We start from the raw sequence: 26414 nt of genomic DNA, 5'->3' as shown, positions 1-26414 counted from the left end.
TGATGACCTCACGATCCAACGCTTGAGTGCTGTGCTGTAGCCTGCAACTGAGCCTCGTCCAGCAATACCGGGGTGATGGTCATATCAGGGCCCACTTTGGCGACACCGTTTGCAACCAAGGTATCCCCTGGCGAAAGCCCTTGTTCTATCACCCGAAGAGCGCCCAAACGCTCGCCTGTTTTCACCGGCGTGTACCGTGTTTCGCCGCTGTCGCTCACGGTCAGCACGAAACGACTGTTCAGATCGGTCGCTACTGCACGATCAGGAACAACAATTTTCTGCTCTGCCTCAGCTATAGAGACCTGAAGCCGCGCAAAAGCACCCGGCACAAGCGCCTCTCCAGAGCCTGCTATCAACGCCCTGAGACGAATCGTTCCGGTATCTATATTGATTGAGTTGTCTACAAAATCGATCTGGCCGACGTGCGGGAAGCTACCCTCCCCTGTCAATTGAAGCCGAACAACAGAACCCAGCGCGCGTTCCCGAACACTAAAAAACCGGTACCACGTACGCTCATCCATATCGAAATACGCATACCTGTCCTGATTCGATGTGATACTTGTGAGAACACTCTGGTTGGCAGAAACCGTATTGCCGGCCGTAATATTGGCGCGTGAGACAACCCCATCTATGGGCGACCGGATGATGGTATAGCTGAAATTTAACTCAGCTTCCCTGAGCTGCGCCCGTATGGATGAAACGATTGCTCGTGCCTGCTGACGCTCGGACTCTCTGACCTCCGCCAGCTCCTCCGAGATGGCTTTGCGAACCAGCAAGCGAGATGCCCGCCGTGATTCGTTTTCGGCCTGACCAAGCGCAGCCTTTGCGCGCGCGAGTTCAGACTGGAGCTGGCTTACCCTAGCTTCCAGCTGACGACCATCCAATTGAAAAAGTACATCGCCTTTAGCGACCTCCTCTCCCTCAACAAAAAGAACTCGATCAATAACGCCGAAAATGCGGGGGCGTAAGATCACGTTTTCTGTGGCCTCAATACGGGTGGTGTACGTTTTTTGAGGTTTAACCAACGTCTGAACAGCAGTGACAACTTCGACGGAAGGTGGCTGTGGTTCACCCAGCGTATCTTGGCTTGAGCTGGCACTCTCACAGCCAGACAGAATAAAACCCGCTAAAACCAGCACCGTAGATAGCCTTAAATTCATTGACTCATTCCTTTTGTCTTTACTTTCGATAGGCGAGGCTATGGGACCAACCGAACTAACGATGACGCGTCAGCCTGTGGCGACCCAATAATGTGCGGGGATTATGTTGAGAGGGAGGGGGAAGTAATAATTACTAGCCGATATTCAAGTTATCACCTTGAGTGATAATTGCTTCGTTAGAAGGGAGAGGCCTCATCAACCGGCCATGAAGTACGGCCAGTTGATAGACGCCGAGGACATCAGCACTTCGGGGATGCCATGATTTCGTGCCAACGCTGTTGAAGGAGCCGCTCGATGTGCCCCCTCATCCAAATCACGCCAGGATCACGATCATGACGTGCGTGCCAAATCAGATAGAGGCTTGTGGGATCGACCTCAAATGGCAACTCACCCATCCATAAGCCGTTTACAAAGCCACAATCCTGGCTGATGAGTTCAGGCACGGCTGCAATCAGATTCGCTTCCCTGAGGACCTGGGGAACGATTGAAAAGTGGTTGACCGTTGTAGCAATCCGTCTACTCAGACCTTTCTGGTCGAGATAGCTGTCTACGAAGCCGTGCGCATCCCCAGACATGGTCACCAAAAGGTGGCGCGCTTCGAGAAACTCCTCCATAGTGATTTTTTTCCCCGCGAGCGGGTGATCTTCACGCATAGCCAGTACATAGCCTCCCTGGAATAGCCAGGTACTGCGAAGACTGTGATCATGCTGGTTCAGCATACCGACGGCAAGATCAACATTGGCTTCACGCAAATTCTCATGGGTGCCGTCGGGGGTATATGGGACGGCATGAACATCAACGCCCGGCGCTTCTTCCTCCAGCAACTTGATTAGCGGGCGCCAGATCATCTCGACAATCATGTCCGTTACCGCCAGACGAAATTTTCTTTTCGACGTGCCGGGGTCAAACTGAGTGGCGCTAACGGCGTTCGTTAATGCAAACATAGGCCCACCGACTTGATCCCAGAGGCTCAATGCATATGATGTGGGCTCAATATTTCTACCTTTACGCACAAAAACCGGGTCGTTCCAGATATGGCGCATTCTGGAAATCGCATTTGACACAGCAGGCTGGGTCATGGCCAGCCGCTCGGCTGCCCGGGTAACCGAGCGCTCTGTCATTATGGCATCAAAAATGTAGAGCAGTTGGAGCTCTTGAGTTTTCATCAAAACATACCTGAGTAGATGTGCTACCGCTCGCTAGCCGGTTGGGGCTCGCTTCTATCACCGTTACAGATGGCCTTTCACGAACGTGCGAAGCTGACTCAGACTGCTCGCCCCTGTTTGCTGGGCAATAACACCACCATCTTGAAAGAGTGCCAACGTCGGAATGCCCCGGATTCCCAGTTTCGCGGTAATTTCCGGGCTATCATCAACGTTTACTTTGGCAACGGTCAACTGCCCATCAAACTCGTCAGCAATTTCTTCAAGAAGTGGGGCGACGGTTTTACAGGGGCCACACCAAGGTGCCCAGAAATCAACCAATACCGCCTGATCGCTCTTTAAGACGGCTTCGTCAAAACTAGCGTCAGTTACATGAATGATATCAGTCATCTTAAATCCTCCAGTAATGTCATAACATCGCTCTACTATGTGACCAACTTACCGGGGAAACCAATTTCACGAACGTATAAGTTGTATTCGCCTGCATGATACCGGCGCAATTTCTAATGAACGATCGCTTCAATCAATACTTCGAATGAGGGCGGAGAGTGCATTGTCAATAAAGGCTTCCGAACCAACGAGAAGGTTATCGCCAGCCCTGCGATATAGTCCTTGTCTGTTTGGGTCGGGGGGAAGCTGTCGTTATCAGTAGAGATTGCACGCACCTGACATAACCTCAGGTGATATATCGCATACTGATTCCGAATTATTCACTCAGACTCCCCAACCGCATACTTCCCTCCATCTGGTCTCGAGTCATTTATGACATCGGGATGAACATTTATTCATGTAAAGATCGGAGAAGAGAATCATGCGCAAGACTGCCCTGCTCACTATTGCATCCCTTGTGGCAATCACAGCCCTGCCTGTACAGGCATCTCTGGCAGACCGGAAATCAGACGAGGCAAGAGTAGAGCCAGCCGAACCGGCTCCATACAGCGGCCAAACTGTGATTCGAGGTGAAATACACACTGAAAGGCATCGTTAAATAAGAAGCGTTTGATTTTTTGCGAGGCACCAAGGACGGTGCGTTTTAAAAGCCCCGCCAACTTGTCATGTTCAGTTCCTACAGAACAAAGATCAATCAATGAAGGGGTTCAGATTCGGGCACTGGCTGGAGCTTTGCCCATCCAGTGATCAGGGGACCTAGCACAAAGAGAACACTGGCGGCGCTGACCGCACCGGTGGCTTCTCCATAACCCGCGACAATCAAAAACACTACAGAAATGAGCGGTATCCCCCCTCCCGAAAAACCCTCTTAAAATGGGGGGTATTACCCCTCATGCCATCGCCGCAAGTACCCTATCTACCCAATGTTGCAGTGAATCAGGCTCTAAAAGTCCTTTGTTTTCTGAAGACGTTCTGGGATGCGGAATTCGCTTGTGACGGTCAGGAAATACCAACTTTAGGTGAGAGGTTGGCCAATTCAATGATTTTTTTAATAAATACTGCTCTAAGGTAATTATCTCAGCCTGCCAATCGAAACGCGGAGAAGGTTGCTTTAAAAGCAACGTCGACAGACGGTTTTTATTATCCGATGTATCAACCTCCAAGAGAGCATAGCTCTGGCCATGTTTAGTCAATAGGTGAAATGCTATGCACCGTGGATTACCATCCTCCAGCAAGTGTTTCGAGTAACCTGCAAGTGCTGGCAGTTTTCTGATACCCCCAGACACCTGTCGACACCCCTTTGTTCTGAGCAGTTCAACCATGGCAGAAAACGCCTCAAATTTACGAGCGTACAGATGCGTGTCATCACTTTGGTCGTCAATGGCATCAAACTCGGCAGCCGGTAACTGACCCCGGATTGTCGGCTCGTCTGTACTGACGTCTGTTTGGTCGTCACCTGTCTCGCTCTCTGTTTCCTCACTTTTTTCCGCACCAGAACGACGACGGCCATTATAGGCTTTGCGAGTCGTCATAACCGGCTGGGAGAATGAAAGTTTGACCGGTGGAACATCAAGAATGTATTCCTCCGAATCCAGCGAAGGCAGCTCATCGTCATCAATCAGTGGCTCAGTTACAGGCGCTGAGGCTCCCTGAGCAGCCGCGCCCTTACTTGCCTGCTGTTCTGCAAACCTGGGATCAAAAAACTCAACCGTTGTAGAACTCTGAACGGTCAAGTTCTCAACACTGTCGATCTCATAAACAAAGAATGTCCGCGATTCCTTTTGAAACTGCCCCCGCATCGTGAGCTCCACGTTTGCCAATGCCGGAGGATCAAATCGAAACTTCCAACGTCTATGGCCATTTGACTCTTCACCCTCTTTTAATTGGTTTTGGGCGATGCTGCTGAAGGAATTTCGAGTTTCTTCATCCAGCAGGATCCAGGCCAACACTCTGCGCTGTTCGTGATCCCCTCGCGCTTTCAACGGGAGTGTGCTGGTAGGCAGGATATGAATTTCTGTTGTGTCTGGCTCATCGCCCGACTGGATATCGAATTCTTCGCTCAATCCATTGGGAAGCATCGCGAGTCGGGTCATGTAGGCGCTGTGAAAAAAGAGCACACGGGCCAGCTCTATTTGGGGCAAGAAAAACTCGATACCTTCGGATTCAAAACTGAAACACCACTGATCCTGATCTTCCTGCTCACTGACGTTCTTGATCGGACATTCACTTATTCTGCGATGCGACCACGTAGTTGCATCGTCTACATGTGCCGTTGCTGGATACCCGGCTGGCTTGAAATGCTCCGTCGCATTCAAAACCCGTCGCCTGGCCAGCACCGTCAGCTGCGAAATAGCGAAATTCTTTTTGTGCTGGCCTGGGTCCAGACTGATATTGATACGCCAGTCTGAGCCACCCACACGTCGATACATTAAACCGATTTCTTTAATCCGACTGTTATCCCTGATTCTCTTGATACGCAGTGGAGCTTTTTTCGAGGCCATTTAGATAGTCCCGTGCTTCATTGGTAAGTCGTTCTTCACTGAGTCCGGCGCAACGCAACAATCGCCAACGTGGCGGGTGGTCAAAATTCTGCTGGATTTCGTACCACGCGTTCTGCAACCGACGCACCTGATATTGAGCAACGCTCTCAGAATAACGCAACAGAAGCCGCCTGGTTCGCGGTAACAGGTGGAGTCTCTTTTCCAGGGTAGAGCTCTTCCCCAACCGTTGCAGGAGGTAGGTTCGGGACTGCCGGGGCCCAGACGTACCTGCTCGTATAAACCGGAGTACTTCTCGCAATTTTACCAAGTAATGCTGATCCCGCTGTTCCCAGTCGACTCGCGGCTTTCTGCTTACTGTTCTTGCTCGTCGTTGGTCACGATTTACCTGTTTCAGCCAAAGTAGTTCGGATCGGTACAGCCTTGCATAGAGCGCCGGCTTGGCAGCCCTCGCTGCTTTCGGTGGCCACTCCTCCAGTGCTTTCAACCACTCCTGCTGATCTTCTGTTAAATCAGGTGTGGCTTCAACATTTGCTCTTGCAGGTATCGCCACCGCTGATTGCACAGGTAAATTCCTAACACAGTCAATAACATCACCAATACGCCAGTACTCCGGCAACAGCGCTTCGTGAACAATGATGTGCTGGAGGTAACTAAAAGATTTCCTGTGTTTTCGGAATATGGCCTGCAGCCACAAATTGCCTGCTTGACCTTCTATTCCCAATCCATACCGTCTAAAAAATTTTGACGACCATTTAACTGACACGGCCTCAAGGATAGCGCTATGGTCAATTTGGGAATGCCCGCGGATAAAGCCATACTGTCGAGCCAGGCAACGGTAATGAGCTGTCCACTGCTCAAAGCTCGGAGAAATAGTCGGCCTTTGCAACAGTAGCTGTCGGATTTGATCCAGAATCCTCACTGATTCGTCACAAACTGGCTTTTGGGGAAACAACGGGCATGCGTCAGGCGACGCTGCATGGTAACGGTGGCGATCTTTCAGAGGTCTGATAAAAGCAGTATTCAGCAACGCTCCATGCCTTTCACAGCACTCCACCCCGGCCACTTGCCAATCACGTTGCCAGAAATATTCGCCAACAGAGTGTTTTTGCTCTTTGAGACACCCTGGGCAGTACCGAATGTGGCCCGGCGCCTTCACAATTGAAGCTGCCACGCCCATCGCGAGGTGGACTGCACCCTGAGATTCGCCAGATATCCATTTCAGACAACGTTTGCGGCGCTCTTCGGGGATGAACGGGGCATACAAGGGGAACAGGGTGTGCCGGTACGCTATGGTTTCCAGGTCATAGCCCTGTGGCAACCAGCGCACAACCTTTTCCAGCTGATTGGGTAGATCCAAAGTTGCTATAACTTTGCGGTTGCCATAGATTTCGTCCAACAACTGCTTGGGGCTAAGAATCCCATGCCGAATACCTGCCCTGGCTAATGTGCTATATAGCAATTCTTCGGGGTAGGGATTCGGAAAATTCAGCATACGGACTTATCGCCTACTCGCCAGAAGTTAGCCACCGATCAGTCTTAAACACCAAGCCGGATTGCTGAACAGCCTCCAACATCTGCTCCTCGTTGGCGGCCTGAGAGTGCATAAACCGAAGATCATCTGAGTCGAGTGTATGCCAGTCTTTTGCCTTGATCGATTTGGGCTTCCGTTGCTTTTTCGCCTGTGACGACTGCTCTGAAAACTGATACCAGCTCAGGATGAGGGGCATCAGATCTTTTATTTGTAATTCAGGGTGTTGCTCAAACGCTCTCTCAATCAGGGGTTCCAATAAATCCGACTCGTAGCCCATATCAACCAGCATATTGTGCAGCCTGATTGCCTGGTCGTTGCCACCGTAACGAACTGATTTTCGAATATGGCCTTTGCTGGATTCCAATAGATTACTGAGCTCCAGGATCTTCTTATCAATATCAGGAATCGTGAGATCAGAATAGCGGGCAATTTTGCTGGGGTCGCCGGATCGCAACGCTTCCATCATTGGATGAATTGGTTTTAGCTCGTCTTGATAGACCGCTTTCAGAATGTTGGCTGTAATCCGTTCCGTACCCGTCACCACCGCACGTATTTGTGAAAGCACAAACAACTTGATCACAACGTCCATGATGCCTTGAGAAAGATCAAACCACAGATCTCTTATTTCGTCGTCGATCTCCTCACTGGCCTTAGTCAGCCACTGGTATTTCCAGAGCTTGCTCGTGAACGCGCCCCATTCGGTACGCAGTATATTTCCGCCAACTGCTGGCTTTCCCAGTGGCTCCCATAATATAGAGCCAAACCCGGCGCCACGACGTGCAGAGCGCAGGTCCATTTCAAATATTGGTCTGGCTTTTGGTGTGCCGACCATTACAACCGGGATAGAGATTTCATTCACCAAGGTCACGAAAAAATTTAACATTTTTTCAGCACCACCTGATGCCCGAATACTCAAATGTTGAATCTCATCAATCACCAACAGCCCGATAGCGTGGGTATTTGCCAAATGCGACATCACGGCAATCAGTGTTTCTACACCATGACGCTTTTCAGCGTAGCGCTTGACGTAGTTTGTGGCTAAAACGGAATCAATTTCCCGGAAAAAATTGTGGCACAGGCTCTTGAGGGAGCCATCGTGCGGGCAGTCAATTTTCAAAAATACGATTTGTGTGAAGTTATGCTCTGGGTGGTGTATCAACTGCGGGTAGGTTGCTAAAATTCGATTAAGTGAACTGGTCTTTCCAGAACCAGAACACCCGATAAACGCCAGGCTTTTCGCTGTCGATTCAACATGGTCAAACCGGAATGCTGACAAATTTCCCTGCATGATGCGCTCGTACCCATTCTGGATGTGGGTCGAGAGATCTCCGGTGGCCAGGTTTCTTCCAACATAACCCTGACGCAGCATGATCGAGATCTTGGATTCCAGTTCTACGTGTCGCGCTAACGGCTGAAAGAAGCCATCCAGAAGATGAGAGATAATATGTATTCTGGTCTCGCCATCGAGATAGATGTCAGCCGGTCGGAGTTCTATGCTTCCGCCAAGCCCGTCTCTAAGCTGCTTGCGCTCAAGGATAGGTGGCAACGCCTCGATGAACGGGTTTCCCTGGTAGCTCGGAACGCCCGTTTCCTGGTAAACAGCACTCACCATGCCTGAGGGTAGGGTCATTCGTCGTCTCCAAACAGCTCGTCGATAAAGTCAGGGAAAGCGCCGTCATCCGGCTTACCCTGTAGGTAGGTTACCTCAGACTTTGGTTTGGTCTTGTCAGGCTGCCGTGCTTTCGTTTGTTCGATCCTCTGAGCATCCCGCTCCTGCTTTCGACTGTCGCGTATACCCCTGACTGTCTCTGCTTTGGATTGTTTAAAGACCGTAGGACGTGAACGTTCAGCGTCCTTGATTGTTTGGCTGATCAGATTTTCAAGGTTTCGCTTGCTTGTAGTTTCAGCAACCTTTGCGGTGCTGGCAGCTTGCCGCTGCTGTTCCTGACTGGCCCACAGTTCCCACATCGACTTATCTCGATACTGGCGCGAACGATCTGTCAGAGAGCACACCCAGTATTCCGAGCTGCCGTCTTCGGGGAAAAGATAGATATTGTCAGCGACTGCTGGATCATAGGCGGCATATAAGTTGGTTACCCTGCGTTCTCCGTTGCGATGCAGCCAACCGGATGCCAATAACTCCTTGGATGTGTAGTAAGCACCAAAACAGCTCACACCCAAATCGGACAAATAGGCCTTTTGCCTCGGCAGCAAAGCAATTCGTAGAGCTTCTTCAGAAGCAGTCCTCAATCGCCCAGTCCGATTTTGTATTCCCCAATTCCAAATGTTGAGGGGTGTTAATGCCATATCATTGGGCATATCCGCATCACGATCATACTTCGGCAGCACTGCGTACTGATTCCGGTGCAGAATGGAGGCCAACATGATCCGGGTAAAGTCATCCAGGGTCAGCGTTGCATCCAAACGATAGTCTTTACCGCCACGTTTTCGGACTCTGGTACCGGTAACTACACCCGGTGCAAACGGTTTAAATTCGGCTTGCAACGTGCGGAAATAACGTTCGACTATCCCTTTTGCATCACCACGGTATGGCGGCGTATTTTCGATCCGGACGCCGAAAGCCTTTTCCAGTGACTCTATTTGATGGCCAAGCAACTCCCCACGATCTGCCAGGATTGCATCGGGTATCCCGACGGTGGGCCACTGGTCAGCAATAATCTCCAGTCCGTATCGACCACACAGCTGGGTCTTGTCAGACATGGAGGTCGTCAGCGCACTCATCGCCGTCACATAGGATGGGTTTTCCAGCCCCACATAAAAACCAGCCACCATACGGCTGAATACATCGACCACCACGTATAACGTCGGGCGGCCAATCACACTTTGGCGGTCTGCGGATAGCAGGTAAATATCGGCAATCGTCGCGTCGATCTCATACCGAGACCCTGGTCCAAGAACACCCGCTGTGGCGGTACCTGTCAGAGGGCGAATGTCTTTCTGGTAGGAAATTCTGTTGGCTCGCAAGCGAATCCGATCCGCTTTTTTGTACTCGCGTTCGTAGAAGTACCGAAGTTGAACAACCGTTGGATAATCTTCTTGACGCACTTCGGGATTTGCCGTCTCGAACATATCTGTAAATCGTCTGTGGACGTAGGGCATCGTGTGCCCCTTATCGTTAACGTAGTGTCGATCAATCACGATTCGGAACATCCGCTCAATGGCCGAATCAACGGTTGTTCCGGTCCCCGGGGAGGTTTTTCGAGGGCGACCCAGTTTCTTGCTGGAATTTTTCTTCTGGCCTTTAGCGCCGGACTTGCTGTAATCAGGGAGCAGAGCGTTGGGTATCGATCCTCGCTGCCAGTACTGTCGCAGATGCCTATAAAGCGTTTTTCTCGGCGTGCTGGTTTGCTCACTTCGGGTTTGAACCAACGGACCTCTGCCATTGCGATAATAGATGTCCTCGTTGACAAGCAATGGCGCAATCAGTTGGTATCTGTTGTCGCGTATTTTCTGCGCTTTTGTCCCTTGCTGAACTACAATAGACGCGAGATACGAAAAAGGATCTTCTACCCGCTTGAGAGATTCATCAAACGCCCACTGTTCAATGTTGGCTAACGTAACCATTTCTGGAAAGGCTTTGGCTGAATCGATGTTGATCCAAGTGAAAAAGCTGCCAGAGATTGTCAGCACCCGGTATCGTTCTTCACCTACCTGAGCCACATCATTGATTCGCAGCATGACTTGCCCTCAATAATGCTATGTCTTCAACAACCTGAAGATCTGCAGCCACCAATTGACTCCAGGGAATTGAAATATCGAACGTCAATGCCCTTAAAGCCATCAAGGCTCGCAGTCGCGAAAGAGTAGCGCCCGGCTCCAGAGAATAGGACTGATCAACTAACATCGCTATTTCTGGGAGTTTGGTATTGGGATGAGCACCTAGGAAGTTCAGATATACAGGGAGACCATTGAAGAGTGAATCCAGACTGTCAATTTGTACTCTGGCGGCATAGAGCGTTTCCAGGTTCTTCACCACGGTTCCCGGGATCTGCTTTTCCGTTACCAGGCACCAAGAGATGCCTTTCTGCTGCCAGTACCGGCGCTCAAGCTCCAGCTTCTCGATGGTTCTTGAATCTTTTAGATCGGATGAGCTTTTAACCTGAATGGCCATTCGCCGTGCCCCGGAGGAGGCCGAGAAATCAACAACGAAATCGGTGGACATGACTTGTGTATATCCACCGATTTCCGGGTGCCGTATGTTGGCTTCTTCAGCTAGGCGGAGTGTGTCTTCTACGTGGAGGGGAAATTGCTCCCGGATGTCACTGACCGTTGAGTTCCATTCAAGCAACAAGAAAGTCGCCAGCTCCAGGTCAGAGAGAAAGTGATGGGTACGTTGAGTCAGATGGCCCATTACTCGATGTGAACGGCCTTGGGAGGGTAAATCTCTGACAGTGAGCCAGGGGCGGTAGTCCTTACCACTTCCCTTGCCTCGCCCTTCTTTGATCCACTTCTTGGCACGGTTGTCGAGCTTATAGTCGGTCATTCCCTAGATTCCTGAGAAGAATGACCCGACTTTGCCACAACGCTCGGTAGTTACCAACTTTATTACGAAGTTACCGACTTTATTATTAAGTTACCAACTATATTATGATCCCACACGAAGAAGGCCGTGTGCTGCAGATTTATTCCACCGTCACGCTCTTTGCGAGGTTTCTGGGCTGGTCCACATCTGTGCCTTTAAGCACGGCAACGTGATACGACAGCAACTGTAACGGCACGGTATACACAATCGGTGCGGTGATTTCGTGTACTTCCGGAAGCTGAATCACGTGGATATTATCTTCCGGCTTTATGTTCGCCGCACGATCCGCAAACACGAATAGCTCGCCGCCTCTGGCACGCACTTCTTCCAGGTTCGATTTCAGCTTCTCGGCCATGTGATTGTTGGGGGCAACCGTGACTACGGGCATTTCGCTGTCCACCAGTGCCAGAGGACCATGCTTTAGCTCGCCTGCGGGATAGGCTTCTGCATGAATATACGAAATCTCTTTCAGCTTCAGCGCGCCTTCCATCGCCACCGGGTACTGAGAACCACGGCCCAGGAACAGGGCATGGTTTTTGTCCATGAAGCGCATGGACATTTCAGCGATTTCACCATCCAGCGCCAGCACGTCGTTCACCTGGCCCGGCACCAAATGTAGCGCTTTGACGATCTCGGCTTCCCGCTCTTCACTCAGACCATTTTTACGCGCCAGTGCCAAAGTAAATAACAGCAGGGCCGTTAGCTGGGTAGTAAAGGCTTTGGTGGAGGCAACGCCAATTTCGGGGCCGGCCTGGGTCATGATAACCAGGTCTGATTCCCGCACCAGGGTGCTGCCCGGTACGTTGCAGATCGCCAGGGCGGCGCGAAAACCGGCCTTTTTTGCCTGGCGCAGTGCGGCCAGCGTATCGGCGGTTTCACCAGACTGTGAGATACACAAAAACAGGGTGTCTTTCTGGATTACGTGGTTGCGATAGCGAAACTCGGAGGCTACTTCCACGGAGCAAGGCACACCTGCCAGATCTTCAATCCAGTAGCGAGCCACCATGCCAGCGTGGTAGCTGGTACCACAGGCAATGATCTGTACATGGCGAACGTCCTGCAGCAGGTTGCCAGCTTCGGTCCCCAGAGCCTGTTCCAGTACCTTGGTGGCGGTGACTCGTCCTTCCATGGTGGCCTTGATGACTCTTGGCTGCTCATGAATCTCTTTGAGCATGTAGTGGCGATACTCACCTTTGTCGGCGGAGTCTGCACTGTGCTCAAAACGGTTGGTGGCGCGCTCAACAAGTGCACCGCTGCGGTCGTGAATTTCAATACGGTCGCGACGGATATCCGCAAGGTCGCCTTCTTCCAGAAAAATGAAGCGGTCGGTTACGGGGAGCAGCGCAAGCTGGTCAGACGCAATGAAGTTTTCACCGATCCCCACGCCGACAACCAGCGGGCTACCTTCACGGCAAACCACCATGTGGTCAGGCTCATCGGCATGCACCACTGCCAGCGCATAGGCACCGCGCAGGCGGGTTACAGAGATCTTCACCGCCTCGTACAGTTTGCCCAGTTCGCGGTAGTTCTTTTCTATCAAGTGCACAACAACTTCTGTGTCCGTCTCAGACGTAAACTTGAAGCCGTCGGCCTTCAGTTCCTCGCGCAGTTCCTGGTAGTTCTCGATGATACCGTTGTGCACGATTGCGAGGCGGTCGCCAGACATGTGTGGGTGAGCATTAAGCTGTGATGGCTCTCCGTGGGTTGCCCAACGGGTGTGAGCAATACCCAGATAACCTGTGAGTGGGTTGGCTTCAATGGCAGCCGCAAGCGAGGCTACCTTGCCCACTTCCCGAGCGCGCTGAACGGCACTCTTGCCATCCAGAACGGCCATACCGGCAGAATCATATCCCCGGTATTCCAAGCGGCGCAGGCCCTCAAGAAGAATGCCCTGAACGTCCCGTTCCGAAACTGCACCTACAATGCCACACATGCTGTCTGTCCTGTTCGTGATAAAAAATCGTGGTAATTACCGGGAGAAAATTACGGTCAGTGTTTTTCCGGTTTTTGCCAGCCGGAGATGTTGCGCTGGCGACCCCGGGCTACGGCCAGTTGCTGCTCAGGCACATCCTTGGTAATCGTAGAGCCAGCACCAACTGTGGCACCTGCAGCAATCGTAACCGGCGCCACAAGCGCGCTGTTGGAGCCTACAAACACACCGTCGCCCAACACGGTTTTGTACTTGTTCACGCCATCATAGTTGCAGGTAATAGTGCCTGCACCTACGTTTACGTTAGCGCCCAGCGTAGCATCACCCACGTAACTCAGGTGGTTAATTTTGCTGCCCTCGCCAACGATGGTGTTTTTTGTTTCAACAAAATTCCCTACCTTGCTGTTAGCTGCCAGTTGCGTGCCTGGCCGCAGGCGAGCAAAGGGCCCAACGTTGGCATTGGGGCCCACATTGCTTTGCTCAATGACGCTGTTGGCATGTATATGGACGCCATCGGCGATGTTGCTATCGGTGATGACACAACCGGGACCGATGGATACATGGCTGCCCAGTGTCACCTTGCCATTAAAGACCACGTTCACATCGATCAGAATGTCGTTGCCGATGGTGAGTTCACCGCGCACATCCACTCGCGATGGGTCAGCCAGGGTGGCGCCTTCAGTCATCAGGCGCTCTGCTTCCCGGCTTTGATACCAGCGCTCAAGCTCGGCCAGTTGCAGGCGATTGTTCACGCCCTGTACTTCAAACGGGTTGCCCGGCTGAGCCACGTTTACCGTCATGCCAGCCTGAACCGCCATGGCGATAATATCAGTGAGATAATATTCGCCCTGGGCGTTGCTGCTTGATAGCTGGGGAAGCCAGGCTTTCAAGTGGCGCGCACTTACGGCAAGAATGCCTGTGTTGACTTCATTAACAGCCAGCTGTTCCGGGCTGGCGTCTTTTTGTTCAACGATGGCGGTAACCTGCCCCGCTTGGTCGCGCAAAATACGGCCATAGCCCTGGGGGTTGTCCAGAGTCACCGTTAACAACCCAAGGGTGGTTTCGTCCAGACCCTGCACCAAACCCTGCAGGGTTTGTGCTGTGGTCAGAGGCACATCACCATAAAGCACCAGAACCCTGGCATCGTCAGGCAGCTCAGGCAGTGTTTGAGCGACAGCGTGGCCTGTTCCCAGCTGCTGTTCCTGCATCACCCAGCTTACGCTGTAAGCCTTTGAAGCCTCTCGTACCTGATCAGCCCCGTGGCCAATCACGCCATGTACTTTTTCGGCGCCCAATGTCTGGGCAGTCTCGATCACGTGATGGAGCATCGACCGCCCTGCCACTTTATGCAGTACCTTCGGCAGCGATGATTTCATCCTTGATCCCTGGCCGGCAGCCAGGATAACAACGTGCAACGGTGACATGGGGCAACAACTCCCTTACGTGGTCGGGGTTCTATATCAATGGTAGTTCACACAACAAAAAAGCCGCACCTCGGAATGGAAGGATGCGGCTTCTTCGATGCAAGCTCTCGCAATCTGTTCTATCGAACGTTTTTGCGCAGCTTTTGCAGGGTGCGTAGCTGAGCAGCCGCTTCGGCTAACTCTGCAGCCGCACGATAGTACTCAAACTCACCCGTCTTGTTCGCCAATGCTGCTTCGGCGTCTTTTTGAGCCTGCACTGCGGCAGCCTCATCAACGTCTTTCGCCCGCACCGCTGTATCGGCCATCAATGTTACAAGATTTGGCTGCACTTCCAGGTATCCCCCGGAAACGTAGAGGATTTCCTCTTCGCCACCTTGTTTGATGATCCGGACTGCCCCCGGCTTAAGCGCGGACAGCAACGGAGCATGGCCAAACTGAATGCCCAACTCACCCTCGGTGCCGGTAGCGATAAGCATCTCTACCAGACCGGAGTAAATCTTCTTCTCAGCGCTTACGACGTCACAATGTACAGTCATAGCCATATCTCTAAGCCTCTTGGGTCAGAAATTGAAAGAGGATTACTTAGCTTCTTTCGCTTTCATGGCCTTCGCTTTTTCGATGGCTTCGTCCATGCCGCCAACCATGTAGAACGCCTGCTCAGGCATATCATCATAGTCACCGGCAAGGATGCCTTCAAAGCTGCTGATGGTCTCTTTCAGAGACACGTACTTGCCAGGTGAACCGGTAAATACTTCAGCAACGTGGAACGGCTGAGACAGGAAACGCTCAATCTTACGAGCACGGGAAACGATCTGCTTGTCTTCTTCAGACAGTTCGTCCATGCCCAGAATGGCGATGATGTCTTTCAGTTCCTTGTAGCGCTGCAGTACGTTCTGCACACCACGGGCAACCGTGTAATGCTGCTCACCAATGATCAGCGGATCCAGCTGACGGGAGGTGGAGTCCAGCGGATCGATCGCAGGGTAGATACCCTTGGAAGCGATGTCACGGCTCAGTACCACAGTCGCATCAAGGTGCGAGAAAGTGGTAGCTGGTGACGGGTCAGTCAAGTCATCCGCCGGTACGTATACCGCCTGAATGGACGTGATAGAACCAGTCTTGGTGGAGGTAATACGCTCCTGCAACTCACCCATTTCCTGGGCCAGAGTCGGCTGATAACCTACCGCTGAGGGCATACGACCCAGCAGTGCCGATACTTCGGTACCGGCCAGGGTGTAACGGTAGATGTTGTCGATAAACAACAGTACGTCACGACCTTCGTCACGGAACTTCTCAGCCATGGTGAGACCGGTCAGGGCAACACGCAAACGGTTTCCTGGGGGCTCGTTCATCTGGCCGTAGACCATCGCTACTTTATCAAGAACGTTAGAGTCCTTCATTTCGTAGTAGAAGTCGTTACCTTCACGAGTCCGCTCACCAACACCTGCGAATACGGAGAGTCCGGAGTGCTCTTTCGCGATGTTGTTGATCAGTTCCATCATGTTAACAGTCTTGCCCACACCGGCGCCGCCGAACAGGCCAACTTTACCACCCTTGGCGAACGGGCAGATCAGGTCGATAACCTTGATGCCTGTTTCCAGCAGGTCGGCAGAAGCTGACTGATCTGCATAGCTGGGTGCTTTGCGGTGGATAGCCCAACGCTCTTCTTCACCGATAGGGCCGGCTTCGTCGATAGGACGACCCAAAACGTCCATGATGCGACCCAGAGTCTGGGTGCCCACAGGTACCGAAATCGGCTTGTGTGTGTTTTCTGCTTTCAGGCCACGCTTCAGGCCTTCAGTGCTGCCCATCGCGATGGTGCGAACAACGCCGTCGCCCAGCTGCTGCTGAACTTCCAGTGTAGTTTCGCCACCTTCAAGCAGCAGTGCGTCGTAAATGCCTGGAACGGCGTCACGTGGGAATTCCACGTCGATAACCGCGCCAATGATCTGAACGATGTGTCCGCTACTCATGCTCGGTTCCTCGTTATCTTCATAGTCAATAATACCAGTAGGATTGTGGCGAATCAGACCGATGCTGCGCCGCTCACAATTTCCGAAATCTCTTGCGTAATGGCTGCCTGACGAGCTTTGTTGTATACCAACTGCAGGTCTTTGATAATGTCACCGGCGTTATCGGTAGCACTCTTCATGGCAATCATTCGGGAGGCCTGTTCGCAAGCCAGGTTCTCTACCACGCCCTGATACACTTGGGACTCAATATAGCGTGGCAGTAGCCCGTCGAGAATCGGACGTGCATCCGGCTCGTAAATGTAATCCCACTGGGTACCGATATCTTCTTCGATGCCTTCCGGCAGCGGCAGTAGCTGCTCTGATTTCGGCAGTTGCGTCATGGTGTTGACGAATTCGTTGCTCACCAGATACAGGCGGTCAATCTTGCCCTCACTGAAAGCATCGAGCATCACCTTGACGTTACCGATCAGAACTTCCGCGCTGGGATCGTCACCGATGTGTGTCAGTGCCGCGACCACGTTGCCACCGTAGCTGCGGAAAAATGAAGCGCCTTTCTGCCCGATAGCGCAGAGGTCAATCGCAACATTCTTGTCTTTCCATTCACGCATTTCGCGCACGAGCAATTTGAACGCATTGGAGTTCAAACCACCGCACAATCCGCGGTCGGAGGAGATAACGATGTAGCCTACACGTTTCACCTCACGCTCAATCATGAACGGATGACGGTAATCCTTATTGGACTTGGCAATGTGTCCAATTACCTGGCGCATCTTCTCCGCATAAGGCCGCGTAGCCCGCATGCGTTCCTGAGCTTTACGCATTTTACTCGCCGCAACCATTTCCATGGCGCTGGTGATTTTTTGCGTGCTCTTGATGCTGCCGATCTGGTTACGTATTTCTTTTCCGATGGCCATAGATCACTGCCCTTTCAAGTTAGACACTCATTTGGACCTGCAAGCCCGCCGCAGCGGGCCAGCGGTGTTACCAGGTTTGAGTGGTCTTGAATTTCTCCAGCGCAGCTTTAAGACCTGCGGCAACGTCATCGTTGTAGTTGCCTTCGGCACCGATCTTCTCAAGCAGTTCTTTTTGCTCTGAACGCAACCAATCCAACAACTGGGCTTCAAACTGAACAACTTTGGCGACGTCTACGTCATCAAGGAAGCCTTCGTTAGCTGCGAACAGAACACTACCCATTTCAGCCACAGTCATTGGGCTGTACTGGTTCTGCTTCATCAGTTCAGTAACACGCTGACCGTGCTCGAGCTGCTTACGTGTCGCGTCATCCAGATCCGAAGCAAACTGCGCAAACGCTGCCAGCTCGCGATACTGAGCCAGCGCCAGACGGATGTTACCGCCCAGTTTCTTCATGATCTTGGTCTGAGCTGCACCACCTACCCGAGATACCGAAATACCAGCGTTCATCGCCGGACGGATGCCGGAGTTGAACAGGTTGGTCTCAAGGAAGATCTGACCGTCGGTAATGGAGATTACGTTGGTCGGTACGAAAGCCGAAACGTCACCAGCCTGGGTTTCGATGATTGGCAGTGCGGTCAAAGAACCGGTCTTGCCTTTCACTTCACCGTTAGTGAACTTTTCAACGTAGTCCGCGTTTACGCGGGATGCACGCTCCAGAAGACGGGAGTGCAGATAGAAAACGTCACCAGGATAAGCTTCACGACCTGGTGGACGACGCAGCAGAAGGGAGATCTGGCGGTAAGCAACAGCCTGCTTTGACAGGTCATCGTATACAATCAGGGCATCTTCACCGCGGTCACGGAAGTATTCACCCATGGTGGTACCGGAGTACGGTGCCAGGAACTGCATCGCGGCCGGGTCTGCGGCGCCAGCGGCAATCACAATGGTGTGATCCATCGCACCATGCTCTTCAAGCTTGCGCACAACCGCAGCAATCGAAGACTGCTTCTGGCCAATGGCAACATAGATACACTTGATGCCGGAGTTCTTCTGGTTGATGATCGCGTCGATGGCGACAGCTGTCTTACCAATCTGACGGTCACCAATGATCAGCTCACGCTGGCCGCGGCCAACCGGAACCATGGTATCGATCGCTTTCATACCAGTCTGGATCGGCTGATCAACAGACTGACGCTCGATAACACCCGGTGCTACCTTCTCAACGGGATCGGTCAGGGTAGTACCCAGCTCGCCTTTGCCGTCGATCGGGTTACCCAGACCGTCAACAACGCGACCAAGCAATTCCGGACCAACAGGCACTTCAAGAATACGGCCGGTACAACGAACTTTCTGGCCTTCAGCCAGACCTTCATAGTCGCCCAGTACTACGGCACCGACAGAGTCGCGCTCAAGGTTCAGCGCCATGCCGTATGTGCCGTTAGCAAATTCGATCATTTCGCCGGACATTACGTCGGCAAGGCCGTGGATCAGCACAATACCATCTGCAACAGACAGGATAGTGCCTTCGTTTTTTGCTTCAGAAGAGATATCGAGCTTTTCGATTCTCTTTTTAATGATGTCACTGATCTCGGATGGATTCAGTTGCTGCATGCCTTTGTCCTCAAACCTTTTGCTGAAATCAGGAGCCCAGAGCTTTAGCCATTTTGGCCAGCTTGCCACGGACTGAAGCGTCAATAACCAAATCGCCGGTATTTACCACCACGCCGCCAATCAACGAACGATCAACAGCGGTTTCCAGGGCGACTTTACGCTCCAGTTTCCTGGACAATGCTTCTGCCAGCTTTTGCTGCTCTTCCGGAGTCATTTCAAACGCAGTACTTACCTTCATGTTTACCGTGCGCTCAAGTTCTGCGCGGTAGAAGGTGAACAGGGTTGAAATTTCCGGCAGCAACGCCAGGCGCTTGTTTTCAGCAAGAATCAACAGGAAGTTTCTGAGCGCTTCGGGCATCTGTTCTTCAGCAGTATCGAAAAACAGCTCTGCCTTGCGTTGCTCAGACAGGCCAGGATTGGCCAGAATTTTCTTCACAGCGCCGTCCGCTGCCAGCATACCAACAAGAGCAAGAGCCTGATCCCAAGATCCAACGGCGTCTCGCTCTTTCGCGGCTTCAAAAACGGCTTTTGCGTAGGGCCGGGCTAACGTAGTCAGTTCTGCCATGGGACCCTCGCTTAGAGTTGTGCTGCCAGCTTGTCCAGCATCTCGCTGTGAGCTTTGGCATCGACAGAGGTTTCCAGAATCTTCTCGGCACCGGCAATGGCAAGCAATGCCACTTCAGTTCTTAGTGCGTCGCGAGCCTGAACACGCTCCTGTTGAATTTCCGCTCGGGCTTGCTCTATGAGCTTTTCGCCTTCTTTGCGGGCATCGTCTTTGGACGCTTCCACAATCTGAGCGGCACGCTTGTTGGCCTGATCAATCAGAACGGAAGCTTCTTCTTTGGCTTGCTGCATTTGCTGGGCGGCTTTTTCCTGAGCTAGCTCAAGATCCAGTGAAGCCCGGTCAGCAGCGGAAAGACCATCAGCAATCTTCTTCTGGCGCGCTTGCATAGCAGCCGTAATCGGCGGCCAAACATATTTCACGCAGAACCAGACGAAAATAGCGAAGGCAATCGATTGCCCTATCAACGTAAGGTTTATATTCACGGCAATATACCTCTTGCTATTCGTTGCGTGCTGGAGACCAAAATACCGGGCGCCGAGCTCTGATTACCAGAACAGCGCCCGCATTATTGGGCTGATTAGCCAGCAACAACGAAGATCAGGTACATCGCGATACCAACACCGATCATTGGAACGGCGTCCAGCAGACCAGCCATGATGAAGGTTTTAACCTGCAGCTGGTTAGCCATTTCTGGCTGACGGGCTGTAGCTTCAAGCAGTTTGCCGCCCAGAATACCGAAGCCAATACCGGTGGCCAGTGCGCCCATACCGATGATGATCGCTGCTGCAATATATACCATTTCCATTGAGAACTCCTCAGTTTTTCAGATAGTTAAGGGTTTGCTTTTTAACGGGTAAATCAGTGATCTTCGTGCGCCGCTGCAAGATAAACTATTGTCAGCATTGTGAAAATAAATGCCTGCAGCGGAATTACCAGAATATGGAAAATTGCCCAGGGCAGGTTCAGTGTCCACTGTGCCCAGAACGGCAACAGTGCGATCAGGATAAACACTACTTCGCCAGCATACATGTTACCGAACAGACGCAGTGCCAGACTGATGGGCTTCACTACCAGAACCAGAACTTCCAATACCAGGTTTACAGGAATCAGAGCCCAGTGATTAAAAGGCTGCATGCTCAGCTCTTTGGCGAAACCGGTAATACCTTTCACTTTCAGGCTGTAGAAGATGATTAGCAGGAAAACGCCTATGGAAATACCAAAGGTGGCGTTGGGATCGGTTGTCGGGACAATCTTGAAGTACTCAAGACCCATAGCCGAAGCCAGCATGGGCACGTAGTCTACCGGGATGAACTTGAGCATGTTCATCAGCAAAATCCACACAAAAATGGTCAGCGCCAGTGGTGCAATCATCGGGTTACGGGCATGGAAGCCATCGCGCACCAGGTTTTCGATAAATTCTACAGTGACTTCCACCAGATTCTGCAAAGCGCCCGGCACACCTGTAGTGACACGCGTTGCGACATAGCGGAAAAGTCCCAGAAACAGGAGACCCATTGCAATGGACCAGCCCAAAGTGTCCACATGGACAGCCATGAACCCCATATCGGAGGCTTCCTGCGCGGTGCGGGCGAAGGTCCATGCGGACTCGCTCATCAAGCTGCCGTCAAATCGCTCATAGCCAGCCTCAAGCTTGCCATAGGTCAGATTCTGGAGGTGGTGCTTTATATACTCTACTGGGGTATCAGCCATTCTGCTCTCGTCCAGTCATCGCCGTGGTTGAGGCCGTATCAGCCAGCGCAATGCGCCGCCTGCCAGGACCATCACAGCAAAAGTGAATAACAGAGCCGGTACATGTACCGGCTCCATTAAAGTGAAAACGGCCGCGAAAAAAACTGCGGTAAGGGCGATTTTAGTGGATTCCGCCCGGAACAAATTCCCCACCATCAGGTGCGCATTACGGGCGCCCTGGTAACGATAAACCCGGTGTACAAACCAGGCATTTGGCACTATAAATATAAGACCGCCGATAAACGCGGAATAACTGGCCAAAGGACTGTGAAGCCACCACAACAGGCTGAAAATGCTCAACCCGGTAAACTCAATGATCAGCCAACGGGCCAAAGGAACCTGGGTGATTCGAGATTGCCGAGGTTTCATATCACCGCCATAATTCCAATCGCGCGAAATTATATGTTTTAAGCACTTGTTGTTCAACCAGACTCTGCACTAAACCTGGCTGTTTTTTCGTCATATCGGGATTGTGAACCGCCATTTATCACACAGCTAGTGGGTAGCCGCCTTTGCGGTCACGACATCTGGTGGTTGCTGGACTTCGGCCTGAATGTCGAATTTATTTTCAATTAGCGGATATGGCCCAGAATACCGTCCAACTCATCCAGCGAACTGTACTCAATAACCAATTTGCCTTTGCCGCGCTGACCATGGGCAATGGATACTTTTGCCCCCAGGCGCTCAGCAAGATCATCTTGCAGGGCACGTATATTGGGATCAATGGCGCCCGACTTTGTGGGTTTCCCAGCAACGGTTTCCTGCTGCATCCGGCGGACAAGGGCTTCTGTCTGGCGTACTGACAAGGATTTGGCGACAACCTGCTTCGCCACCTGCATCTGCTGCTCCGGCGTGAGCGTCAGCATGGCTCGGCCATGGCCCATCTCCAGATCGCCATGCTCCAGCATCAAGCGCACATCTTCGGTTAGCCCAATCAGTCGCAGAAGATTGGTGATGGTGGAGCGGGATTTACCCACAGCTTCCGCCACCTGGGCCTGAGTCAGGCCGAACTCGTCCTGCAAACGCTGGAGCGCGAAGGCCTCTTCTATAGGATTGAGGTTTTCACGCTGAATGTTCTCGATGAGCGCCATGGCAATGGCGGCTTCGTCGGGAACATCCCGGATGATGGCAGGGATGCTGTCGAGCTCCGCCATTTGGGTAGCCCGCCAGCGGCGCTCACCGGCAATCAGCTCGTAGCGGCCTTCCGCAATGGGACGAATAACAACGGGCTGCATCACCCCTTGCTGGCGAATGGAGTCTGCCAGCTCCTGCAGAGCGGCTGGGTCCATGTCACGGCGTGGCTGAAAACGGCCGCGCTGGATCAGATCGATAGGAACCTGCCGCAACTCACCGTCATGGTTTTTCAGTTCCTGATCCAGGTTCACCCTGGAGCCGGCCAGCAGGGCTCCCAGCCCGCGCTCGCCCAATCCTCGTTTCTTCGCCGCCATGGTGTCAGTCATTCTTCCCGTTGATAGTCGTTGTGCTTCTTTATTAAGAGAGACCAGCCACTATGTTACACCGCAACCGGAGCCGATGTCTTTTTCACCCCGTGGCGACGCACCATTTCACCGGCCAGCGCCAGGTAAGCAATCGCACCCTTGGAGGTTTTGTCATACTTTAATGCGGGCATGCCATAGCTGGGCGCCTCCGCAAGACGCACGTTACGGGGAATTACCGCACGGTACACCTTGTCTCCGAAATACTCTGTAAGCTGGCCAGACACATCCAGCGTGAGACTATTCCGGGGGTCGTACATGGTCCTGAGGATGCCCTCGATCTCCAGATTCGGGTTAACCGTCTCCTTGATCTGCTCCACGGTATTCATCAGTGCAGCCAGACCTTCCAGAGCGTAGTACTCACACTGCATGGGAATAAGTACTGAATCAGCGGCAGACAGAGCGTTCACCGTTAACAGGCTGAGTGAGGGCGGGCAATCGATCAGAATGTAATCGTAGTTGTCTCGAACGCCATTGATGGCAAGCCTGAGCCGATGCTCCCGGCCAATCTCGTTCATCAGCTCAACTTCAGCGGCGGTCAGATCGCCATTGGACGGCATGATGTCATAGCCGGAGGCCTCTGCAGGAATAATCACCTCGGCAGCGGTCGCACGCTTGGTAAGCAAGTCGTAACCCGATAGTTCCAGGGAGCTTTTGTCAACACCACTGCCCATGGTGGCGTTGCCCTGGGGGTCCATATCCACCAGCAGAACCCGGCGCCTGGTGGCGGCCAGTGAGGCTGCAAGATTGACGCAGGTAGTGGTTTTGCCCACACCACCTTTTTGATTGGTCACTGCAATCACGCGCGCCATGTCTCGCCTCCTTGTTAATGAATACCGCTGCCGAATACTGTTGCGAGTACTGGGTTTTTTCTGGTTAGAGTTGCTCTGACCGACCCAGGACCAGCAGGTGTCTCTCGCCGCCAGCGCCGGGAACGCCAAGAGTATGCGTGGATGATACCTGCCAACCCGCTGGAAGGGCAGCCACCTCATCATCCGGATACTGGCCTTTCATGGCAAGGAAGCTGCCATTGTGCGCCAGCAGGTCGCCACACCAGGCCACCAGGTTATCCAAGGCGGTAAACGCACGGCTGCTGATCTGGCTATATGGCTGCTCCGGCTTGCAGTCTTCGGCACGGCCATGGATAACATCCACGTTTTTGAGGCCCAGCTCCAGTACACACTGATTCAGAAAGCGGGTTTTCTTGCCGTTGCTGTCCAGCAGGGTGAAGCGCGTTTCCGGCATCACAATAGCCAACGGAATTCCCGGCAGGCCACCGCCGGCACCCACATCGAGAAGATGTTCCGTGGTTACCCAAGGCAGAATACTGAGGCTGTCGAGCAACTGGCGGGAAACCATCTCCCCCTCGTTGCGCACAGCCGTGAGGTTGTATGCCTTGTTCCACTTGTTAAGCAGAGCAAGAAATGCCAACAGCTGTTGTTGCTTGTGGTCATCGAGGGAGAGCTGCATGTGCCCCAGCCCTTCCCGGAGTTGGCGCTGCCAGAGAGTTTGAGTCATGGCAGCATTCAGGCGCTCTGCTTGCGCAATAACTCGCGCTTTTTCAGGTTTACCAGAATCTGCGAGATCGCAGCCGGCGTTACACCCTGGATTCGCGATGCCTGGGCAACGGTTTCCGGTCGAACCTCTTTCAGTTTCTGCTTGATCTCATTCGACAGCCCGCCGATGACATCGTAATCAAGGTCGATAGGCAGCGCCGTGTTCTCATTCCGGCGTAAACGCTCGATTTCATCGGTCTGGCGCGAAATGTAGCCTTCGTACTTGATCTCGATTTCCACCTGTTCCGCCACAACCGGGTCTTCCGATTGCGCGGCCCCAATCTCCGCTACGTGGCTGTAGGCAATTTCCGGGCGGCGAAGCAACTCAGCCAGGGTGTGGTCCCGGGTCATGGGTTGCTTGAGAAAGTTATTGGCACGTTCACCCGCTTCAGTTGCAGGGTGTATCCTGGTGGTCTCCAGACGCTTGCGCTCTGTCGCAATGGCCTCAAACTTGGCATTGAATTTTTGCCAACGCTCGTCGTTCACCAGGCCCAGCTTGCGGCCAGTTTCGGTGAGACGCAGATCAGCATTGTCTTCACGGAGGATAAGCCGGTATTCCGCGCGGCTGGTGAACATGCGGTAAGGCTCTTTGGTCCCCATGGTGATCAGGTCGTCCACCAGCACCCCGAGATAGGCTTCATCGCGGCGCGGATACCATTCGCTCTTTTCCTGCGCCCGCAGGGCGGCGTTGATACCCGCCAGCAAACCCTGGGCACCGGCTTCTTCATAGCCGGTGGTACCGTTGATCTGGCCAGCGAAATAGAGGCCCTGGATAAACTTGGTTTCCAGAGTGTGGCGCAGATCCTGGGGGTTCAGATAGTCGTATTCAATGGCATAACCGGGTCGCGTGATATGGGCGTTTTCGAAACCCGGAATGGAACGCACTGCCGCCAGCTGAATATCAAATGGCAAGCTGGTGGATATGCCATTCGGGTATAGTTCGTTGGTGGTCAGGCCTTCTGGCTCTACAAAAATCTGATGCGAGTCCTTGTCGGCAAAGCGGTTAACCTTGTCTTCAATCGACGGGCAATAGCGCGGCCCGACACCTTCAATGTTGCCGGCAAACATGGGCGAGCGATCAAAGCCGCTGCGAATAATATCGTGGGTCTGCTCGGTGGTGCGGGTAACGTAGCAGCACACCTGCTCAGGATGCTGGTCCCGGTTGCCAATAAACGACATCACTGGTGCTGGGTTGTCGCCCCACTGCTCCTGCATAACCGAAAAATCAACACTGCGAGCATCAATACGCGGTGGTGTGCCGGTTTTCAGGCGGCCCACGTTAAACGGCAATTCCCGCAACCGCTGAGCCAGCGCGTTGGCTGGAGCATCGCCGGCACGGCCGCCGGAATGCTGCTGCATGCCAATGTGGATAACGCCGCCGAGAAAGGTGCCGGTTGTCAGCACAACGGTTTTGGCGTTAAACCGGATGCCTGTCTGGGTCACCACGCCGGTTACCTGATCGTTTTCCACAATCAGGTCATCTGCAGCCTGCTGAAACAAGGTGAGGTTTGGCTCGCTTTCGAGAACCTGGCGAATGGCTGCCTTATACAGAACCCGGTCAGCCTGAGCACGGGTAGCCCGTACAGCCGGGCCTTTGCGGCTATTGAGTACCCGGAACTGTATGCCCGCCAGATCCGTGGCCTGTGCCATAGCGCCGCCAAGGGCATCAATTTCCTTCACCAGATGGCTTTTGCCAATGCCACCGATGGCCGGGTTACAGGACATCTGCCCGAGTGTTTCAATGTTGTGGGTCAGCAGCAGGGTTTGCGAGCCCATGCGCGCGGCCGCAAGCGCAGCTTCGGTACCGGCATGGCCACCACCAATGACAATTACATCGAAACGGGTCGGAAAATCCACAGCTCACCTCGGAAATCGGGGGATAAAAACAGGGCCAGGAGTATAACGTT

The 26414-nt window shown here is 52.8% G+C and carries 25 protein-coding genes; 2 read left to right on the top strand and 23 right to left on the bottom strand.

Features of this window, described 5'->3' with window-relative positions; translation table 11 throughout:
• Positions 1 to 8: 8 nt before the first annotated feature.
• The 3 genes from RKA07_RS02895 to trxA all read right to left on the bottom strand — a co-directional run bounded on the left by RKA07_RS02895 (position 9) and on the right by trxA (position 2713).
• Entirely contained in the window at positions 9 to 1160 is a 1152-nt protein-coding gene (locus RKA07_RS02895) for an efflux RND transporter periplasmic adaptor subunit (protein ID WP_310965509.1), read from the bottom strand.
• Positions 1161 to 1399: 239 nt separating this feature from the next.
• Entirely contained in the window at positions 1400 to 2326 is a 927-nt protein-coding gene (locus RKA07_RS02890; RefSeq protein ID WP_310965508.1) for a LysR family transcriptional regulator, read from the bottom strand.
• A 63-nt stretch (positions 2327 to 2389) separates the two neighbouring features.
• Positions 2390 to 2713: a thioredoxin TrxA gene (trxA, locus tag RKA07_RS02885; protein WP_310965507.1), complete on the bottom strand. Its 324-nt coding sequence runs from the start codon at positions 2711 to 2713 to the stop codon at positions 2390 to 2392.
• A gap of 421 nt (positions 2714 to 3134) precedes the next feature.
• Here trxA and RKA07_RS02880 point away from each other — a divergent pair, with 421 nt between their 5' ends.
• The gene (locus RKA07_RS02880; protein ID WP_310965506.1) at positions 3135 to 3311 is read left to right on the top strand and encodes a hypothetical protein; all 177 of its coding nucleotides are present in this window, start codon (positions 3135 to 3137) and stop codon (positions 3309 to 3311) included.
• A 292-nt stretch (positions 3312 to 3603) separates the two neighbouring features.
• Here the strand turns inward: RKA07_RS02880 and RKA07_RS02875 are convergent, their stop codons facing one another.
• Genes RKA07_RS02875 through RKA07_RS02865 form a run of 3 tightly spaced genes read right to left on the bottom strand, consistent with a single transcriptional unit; the run spans position 3604 to position 8114 of the window.
• Positions 3604 to 5214 carry a Tn7-like element transposition protein TnsE gene (locus RKA07_RS02875; protein WP_310965505.1) on the bottom strand — a complete coding sequence of 537 codons (1611 nt, stop codon included), beginning with the start codon at positions 5212 to 5214 and terminating at the stop codon, positions 3604 to 3606.
• On the bottom strand, positions 5168 to 6706 hold the full coding sequence (locus RKA07_RS02870; protein ID WP_310965504.1) for a TnsD family Tn7-like transposition protein: 1539 nt from the start codon (positions 6704 to 6706) through the stop codon (positions 5168 to 5170). Before RKA07_RS02870 ends, RKA07_RS02875 begins: the two co-directional genes overlap by 47 nt.
• Positions 6707 to 6719: 13 nt before the next feature.
• Complete coding sequence (locus tag RKA07_RS02865; protein ID WP_310965502.1) at positions 6720 to 8114, bottom strand: AAA family ATPase; 1395 nt, start codon at positions 8112 to 8114, stop codon at positions 6720 to 6722.
• A 75-nt stretch (positions 8115 to 8189) separates the two neighbouring features.
• On the opposite strand from RKA07_RS02865, the gene RKA07_RS02860 reads away from it, so the two are divergent.
• Positions 8190 to 8363 carry a hypothetical protein gene (locus tag RKA07_RS02860; protein WP_310965501.1) on the top strand — a complete coding sequence of 58 codons (174 nt, stop codon included), beginning with the start codon at positions 8190 to 8192 and terminating at the stop codon, positions 8361 to 8363.
• Positions 8364 to 8371: 8 nt separating this feature from the next.
• Here RKA07_RS02860 and RKA07_RS02855 read toward each other — a convergent pair whose 3' ends face one another.
• From RKA07_RS02855 to mnmG, 17 genes are all read right to left on the bottom strand, one after another.
• A complete protein-coding gene (locus RKA07_RS02855) occupies positions 8372 to 10444 on the bottom strand; it encodes a TnsB C-terminal domain-containing protein (RefSeq protein WP_310965499.1) in 2073 nt (690 codons plus the stop codon).
• The gene (locus tag RKA07_RS02850; protein WP_248231521.1) at positions 10428 to 11249 is read right to left on the bottom strand and encodes a TnsA endonuclease N-terminal domain-containing protein; all 822 of its coding nucleotides are present in this window, start codon (positions 11247 to 11249) and stop codon (positions 10428 to 10430) included. The genes RKA07_RS02855 and RKA07_RS02850 overlap by 17 nt, the downstream gene beginning before the upstream one ends.
• A gap of 139 nt (positions 11250 to 11388) precedes the next feature.
• The gene (gene glmS, locus RKA07_RS02845; protein WP_200201639.1) at positions 11389 to 13221 is read right to left on the bottom strand and encodes a glutamine--fructose-6-phosphate transaminase (isomerizing); all 1833 of its coding nucleotides are present in this window, start codon (positions 13219 to 13221) and stop codon (positions 11389 to 11391) included.
• Positions 13222 to 13277: 56 nt separating this feature from the next.
• Positions 13278 to 14642 carry a bifunctional UDP-N-acetylglucosamine diphosphorylase/glucosamine-1-phosphate N-acetyltransferase GlmU gene (gene glmU, locus RKA07_RS02840; protein ID WP_200370878.1) on the bottom strand — a complete coding sequence of 455 codons (1365 nt, stop codon included), beginning with the start codon at positions 14640 to 14642 and terminating at the stop codon, positions 13278 to 13280.
• Positions 14643 to 14761: 119 nt separating this feature from the next.
• A complete protein-coding gene (locus tag RKA07_RS02835; protein ID WP_100687617.1) occupies positions 14762 to 15184 on the bottom strand; it encodes a F0F1 ATP synthase subunit epsilon in 423 nt (140 codons plus the stop codon).
• A 36-nt stretch (positions 15185 to 15220) separates the two neighbouring features.
• Positions 15221 to 16615 (bottom strand): F0F1 ATP synthase subunit beta, encoded by a 1395-nt coding sequence (gene atpD / locus RKA07_RS02830; RefSeq protein ID WP_200370876.1) that lies wholly within the window; start codon positions 16613 to 16615, stop codon positions 15221 to 15223.
• Between the two features lie 53 nt (positions 16616 to 16668).
• Complete coding sequence (gene atpG / locus RKA07_RS02825) at positions 16669 to 17529, bottom strand: F0F1 ATP synthase subunit gamma (RefSeq protein WP_200201636.1); 861 nt, start codon at positions 17527 to 17529, stop codon at positions 16669 to 16671.
• 67 nt (positions 17530 to 17596) lie between these two features.
• Entirely contained in the window at positions 17597 to 19141 is a 1545-nt protein-coding gene (gene atpA / locus RKA07_RS02820; RefSeq protein WP_200201635.1) for a F0F1 ATP synthase subunit alpha, read from the bottom strand.
• Positions 19142 to 19169: 28 nt separating this feature from the next.
• Positions 19170 to 19706 (bottom strand): F0F1 ATP synthase subunit delta, encoded by a 537-nt coding sequence (locus tag RKA07_RS02815; protein WP_200201634.1) that lies wholly within the window; start codon positions 19704 to 19706, stop codon positions 19170 to 19172.
• An 11-nt stretch (positions 19707 to 19717) separates the two neighbouring features.
• Positions 19718 to 20188: a F0F1 ATP synthase subunit B gene (locus RKA07_RS02810; RefSeq protein WP_200201633.1), complete on the bottom strand. Its 471-nt coding sequence runs from the start codon at positions 20186 to 20188 to the stop codon at positions 19718 to 19720.
• Positions 20189 to 20283: 95 nt separating this feature from the next.
• Positions 20284 to 20511 (bottom strand): F0F1 ATP synthase subunit C, encoded by a 228-nt coding sequence (gene atpE / locus RKA07_RS02805; RefSeq protein ID WP_200201632.1) that lies wholly within the window; start codon positions 20509 to 20511, stop codon positions 20284 to 20286.
• A 53-nt stretch (positions 20512 to 20564) separates the two neighbouring features.
• Positions 20565 to 21416 carry a F0F1 ATP synthase subunit A gene (atpB, locus tag RKA07_RS02800; RefSeq protein ID WP_310965495.1) on the bottom strand — a complete coding sequence of 284 codons (852 nt, stop codon included), beginning with the start codon at positions 21414 to 21416 and terminating at the stop codon, positions 20565 to 20567.
• Between the two features lie 15 nt (positions 21417 to 21431).
• The gene (locus tag RKA07_RS02795; protein WP_310965494.1) at positions 21432 to 21824 is read right to left on the bottom strand and encodes an ATP synthase subunit I; all 393 of its coding nucleotides are present in this window, start codon (positions 21822 to 21824) and stop codon (positions 21432 to 21434) included.
• A 203-nt stretch (positions 21825 to 22027) separates the two neighbouring features.
• Positions 22028 to 22903 (bottom strand): ParB/RepB/Spo0J family partition protein, encoded by an 876-nt coding sequence (locus RKA07_RS02790; protein WP_310965549.1) that lies wholly within the window; start codon positions 22901 to 22903, stop codon positions 22028 to 22030.
• Between the two features lie 65 nt (positions 22904 to 22968).
• Positions 22969 to 23763 (bottom strand): ParA family protein, encoded by a 795-nt coding sequence (locus tag RKA07_RS02785; protein ID WP_200201629.1) that lies wholly within the window; start codon positions 23761 to 23763, stop codon positions 22969 to 22971.
• Between the two features lie 64 nt (positions 23764 to 23827).
• Positions 23828 to 24469 carry a 16S rRNA (guanine(527)-N(7))-methyltransferase RsmG gene (gene rsmG / locus RKA07_RS02780; RefSeq protein ID WP_200201628.1) on the bottom strand — a complete coding sequence of 214 codons (642 nt, stop codon included), beginning with the start codon at positions 24467 to 24469 and terminating at the stop codon, positions 23828 to 23830.
• Positions 24470 to 24477: 8 nt separating this feature from the next.
• Positions 24478 to 26364, bottom strand: a complete 1887-nt coding sequence (gene mnmG, locus RKA07_RS02775) for a tRNA uridine-5-carboxymethylaminomethyl(34) synthesis enzyme MnmG (RefSeq protein WP_200370873.1) — start codon at positions 26362 to 26364, stop codon at positions 24478 to 24480.
• Between the last annotated feature and the right edge of the window lie 50 nt (positions 26365 to 26414).

The organism is Marinobacter xiaoshiensis (assembly GCF_031631795.1).
Taxonomy (GTDB): Bacteria; Pseudomonadota; Gammaproteobacteria; order Pseudomonadales; family Oleiphilaceae; genus Marinobacter; species Marinobacter xiaoshiensis.
Note: the sequence above shows the minus strand (reverse complement) of the source record. Positions and strands in the feature narration are given on the sequence as shown.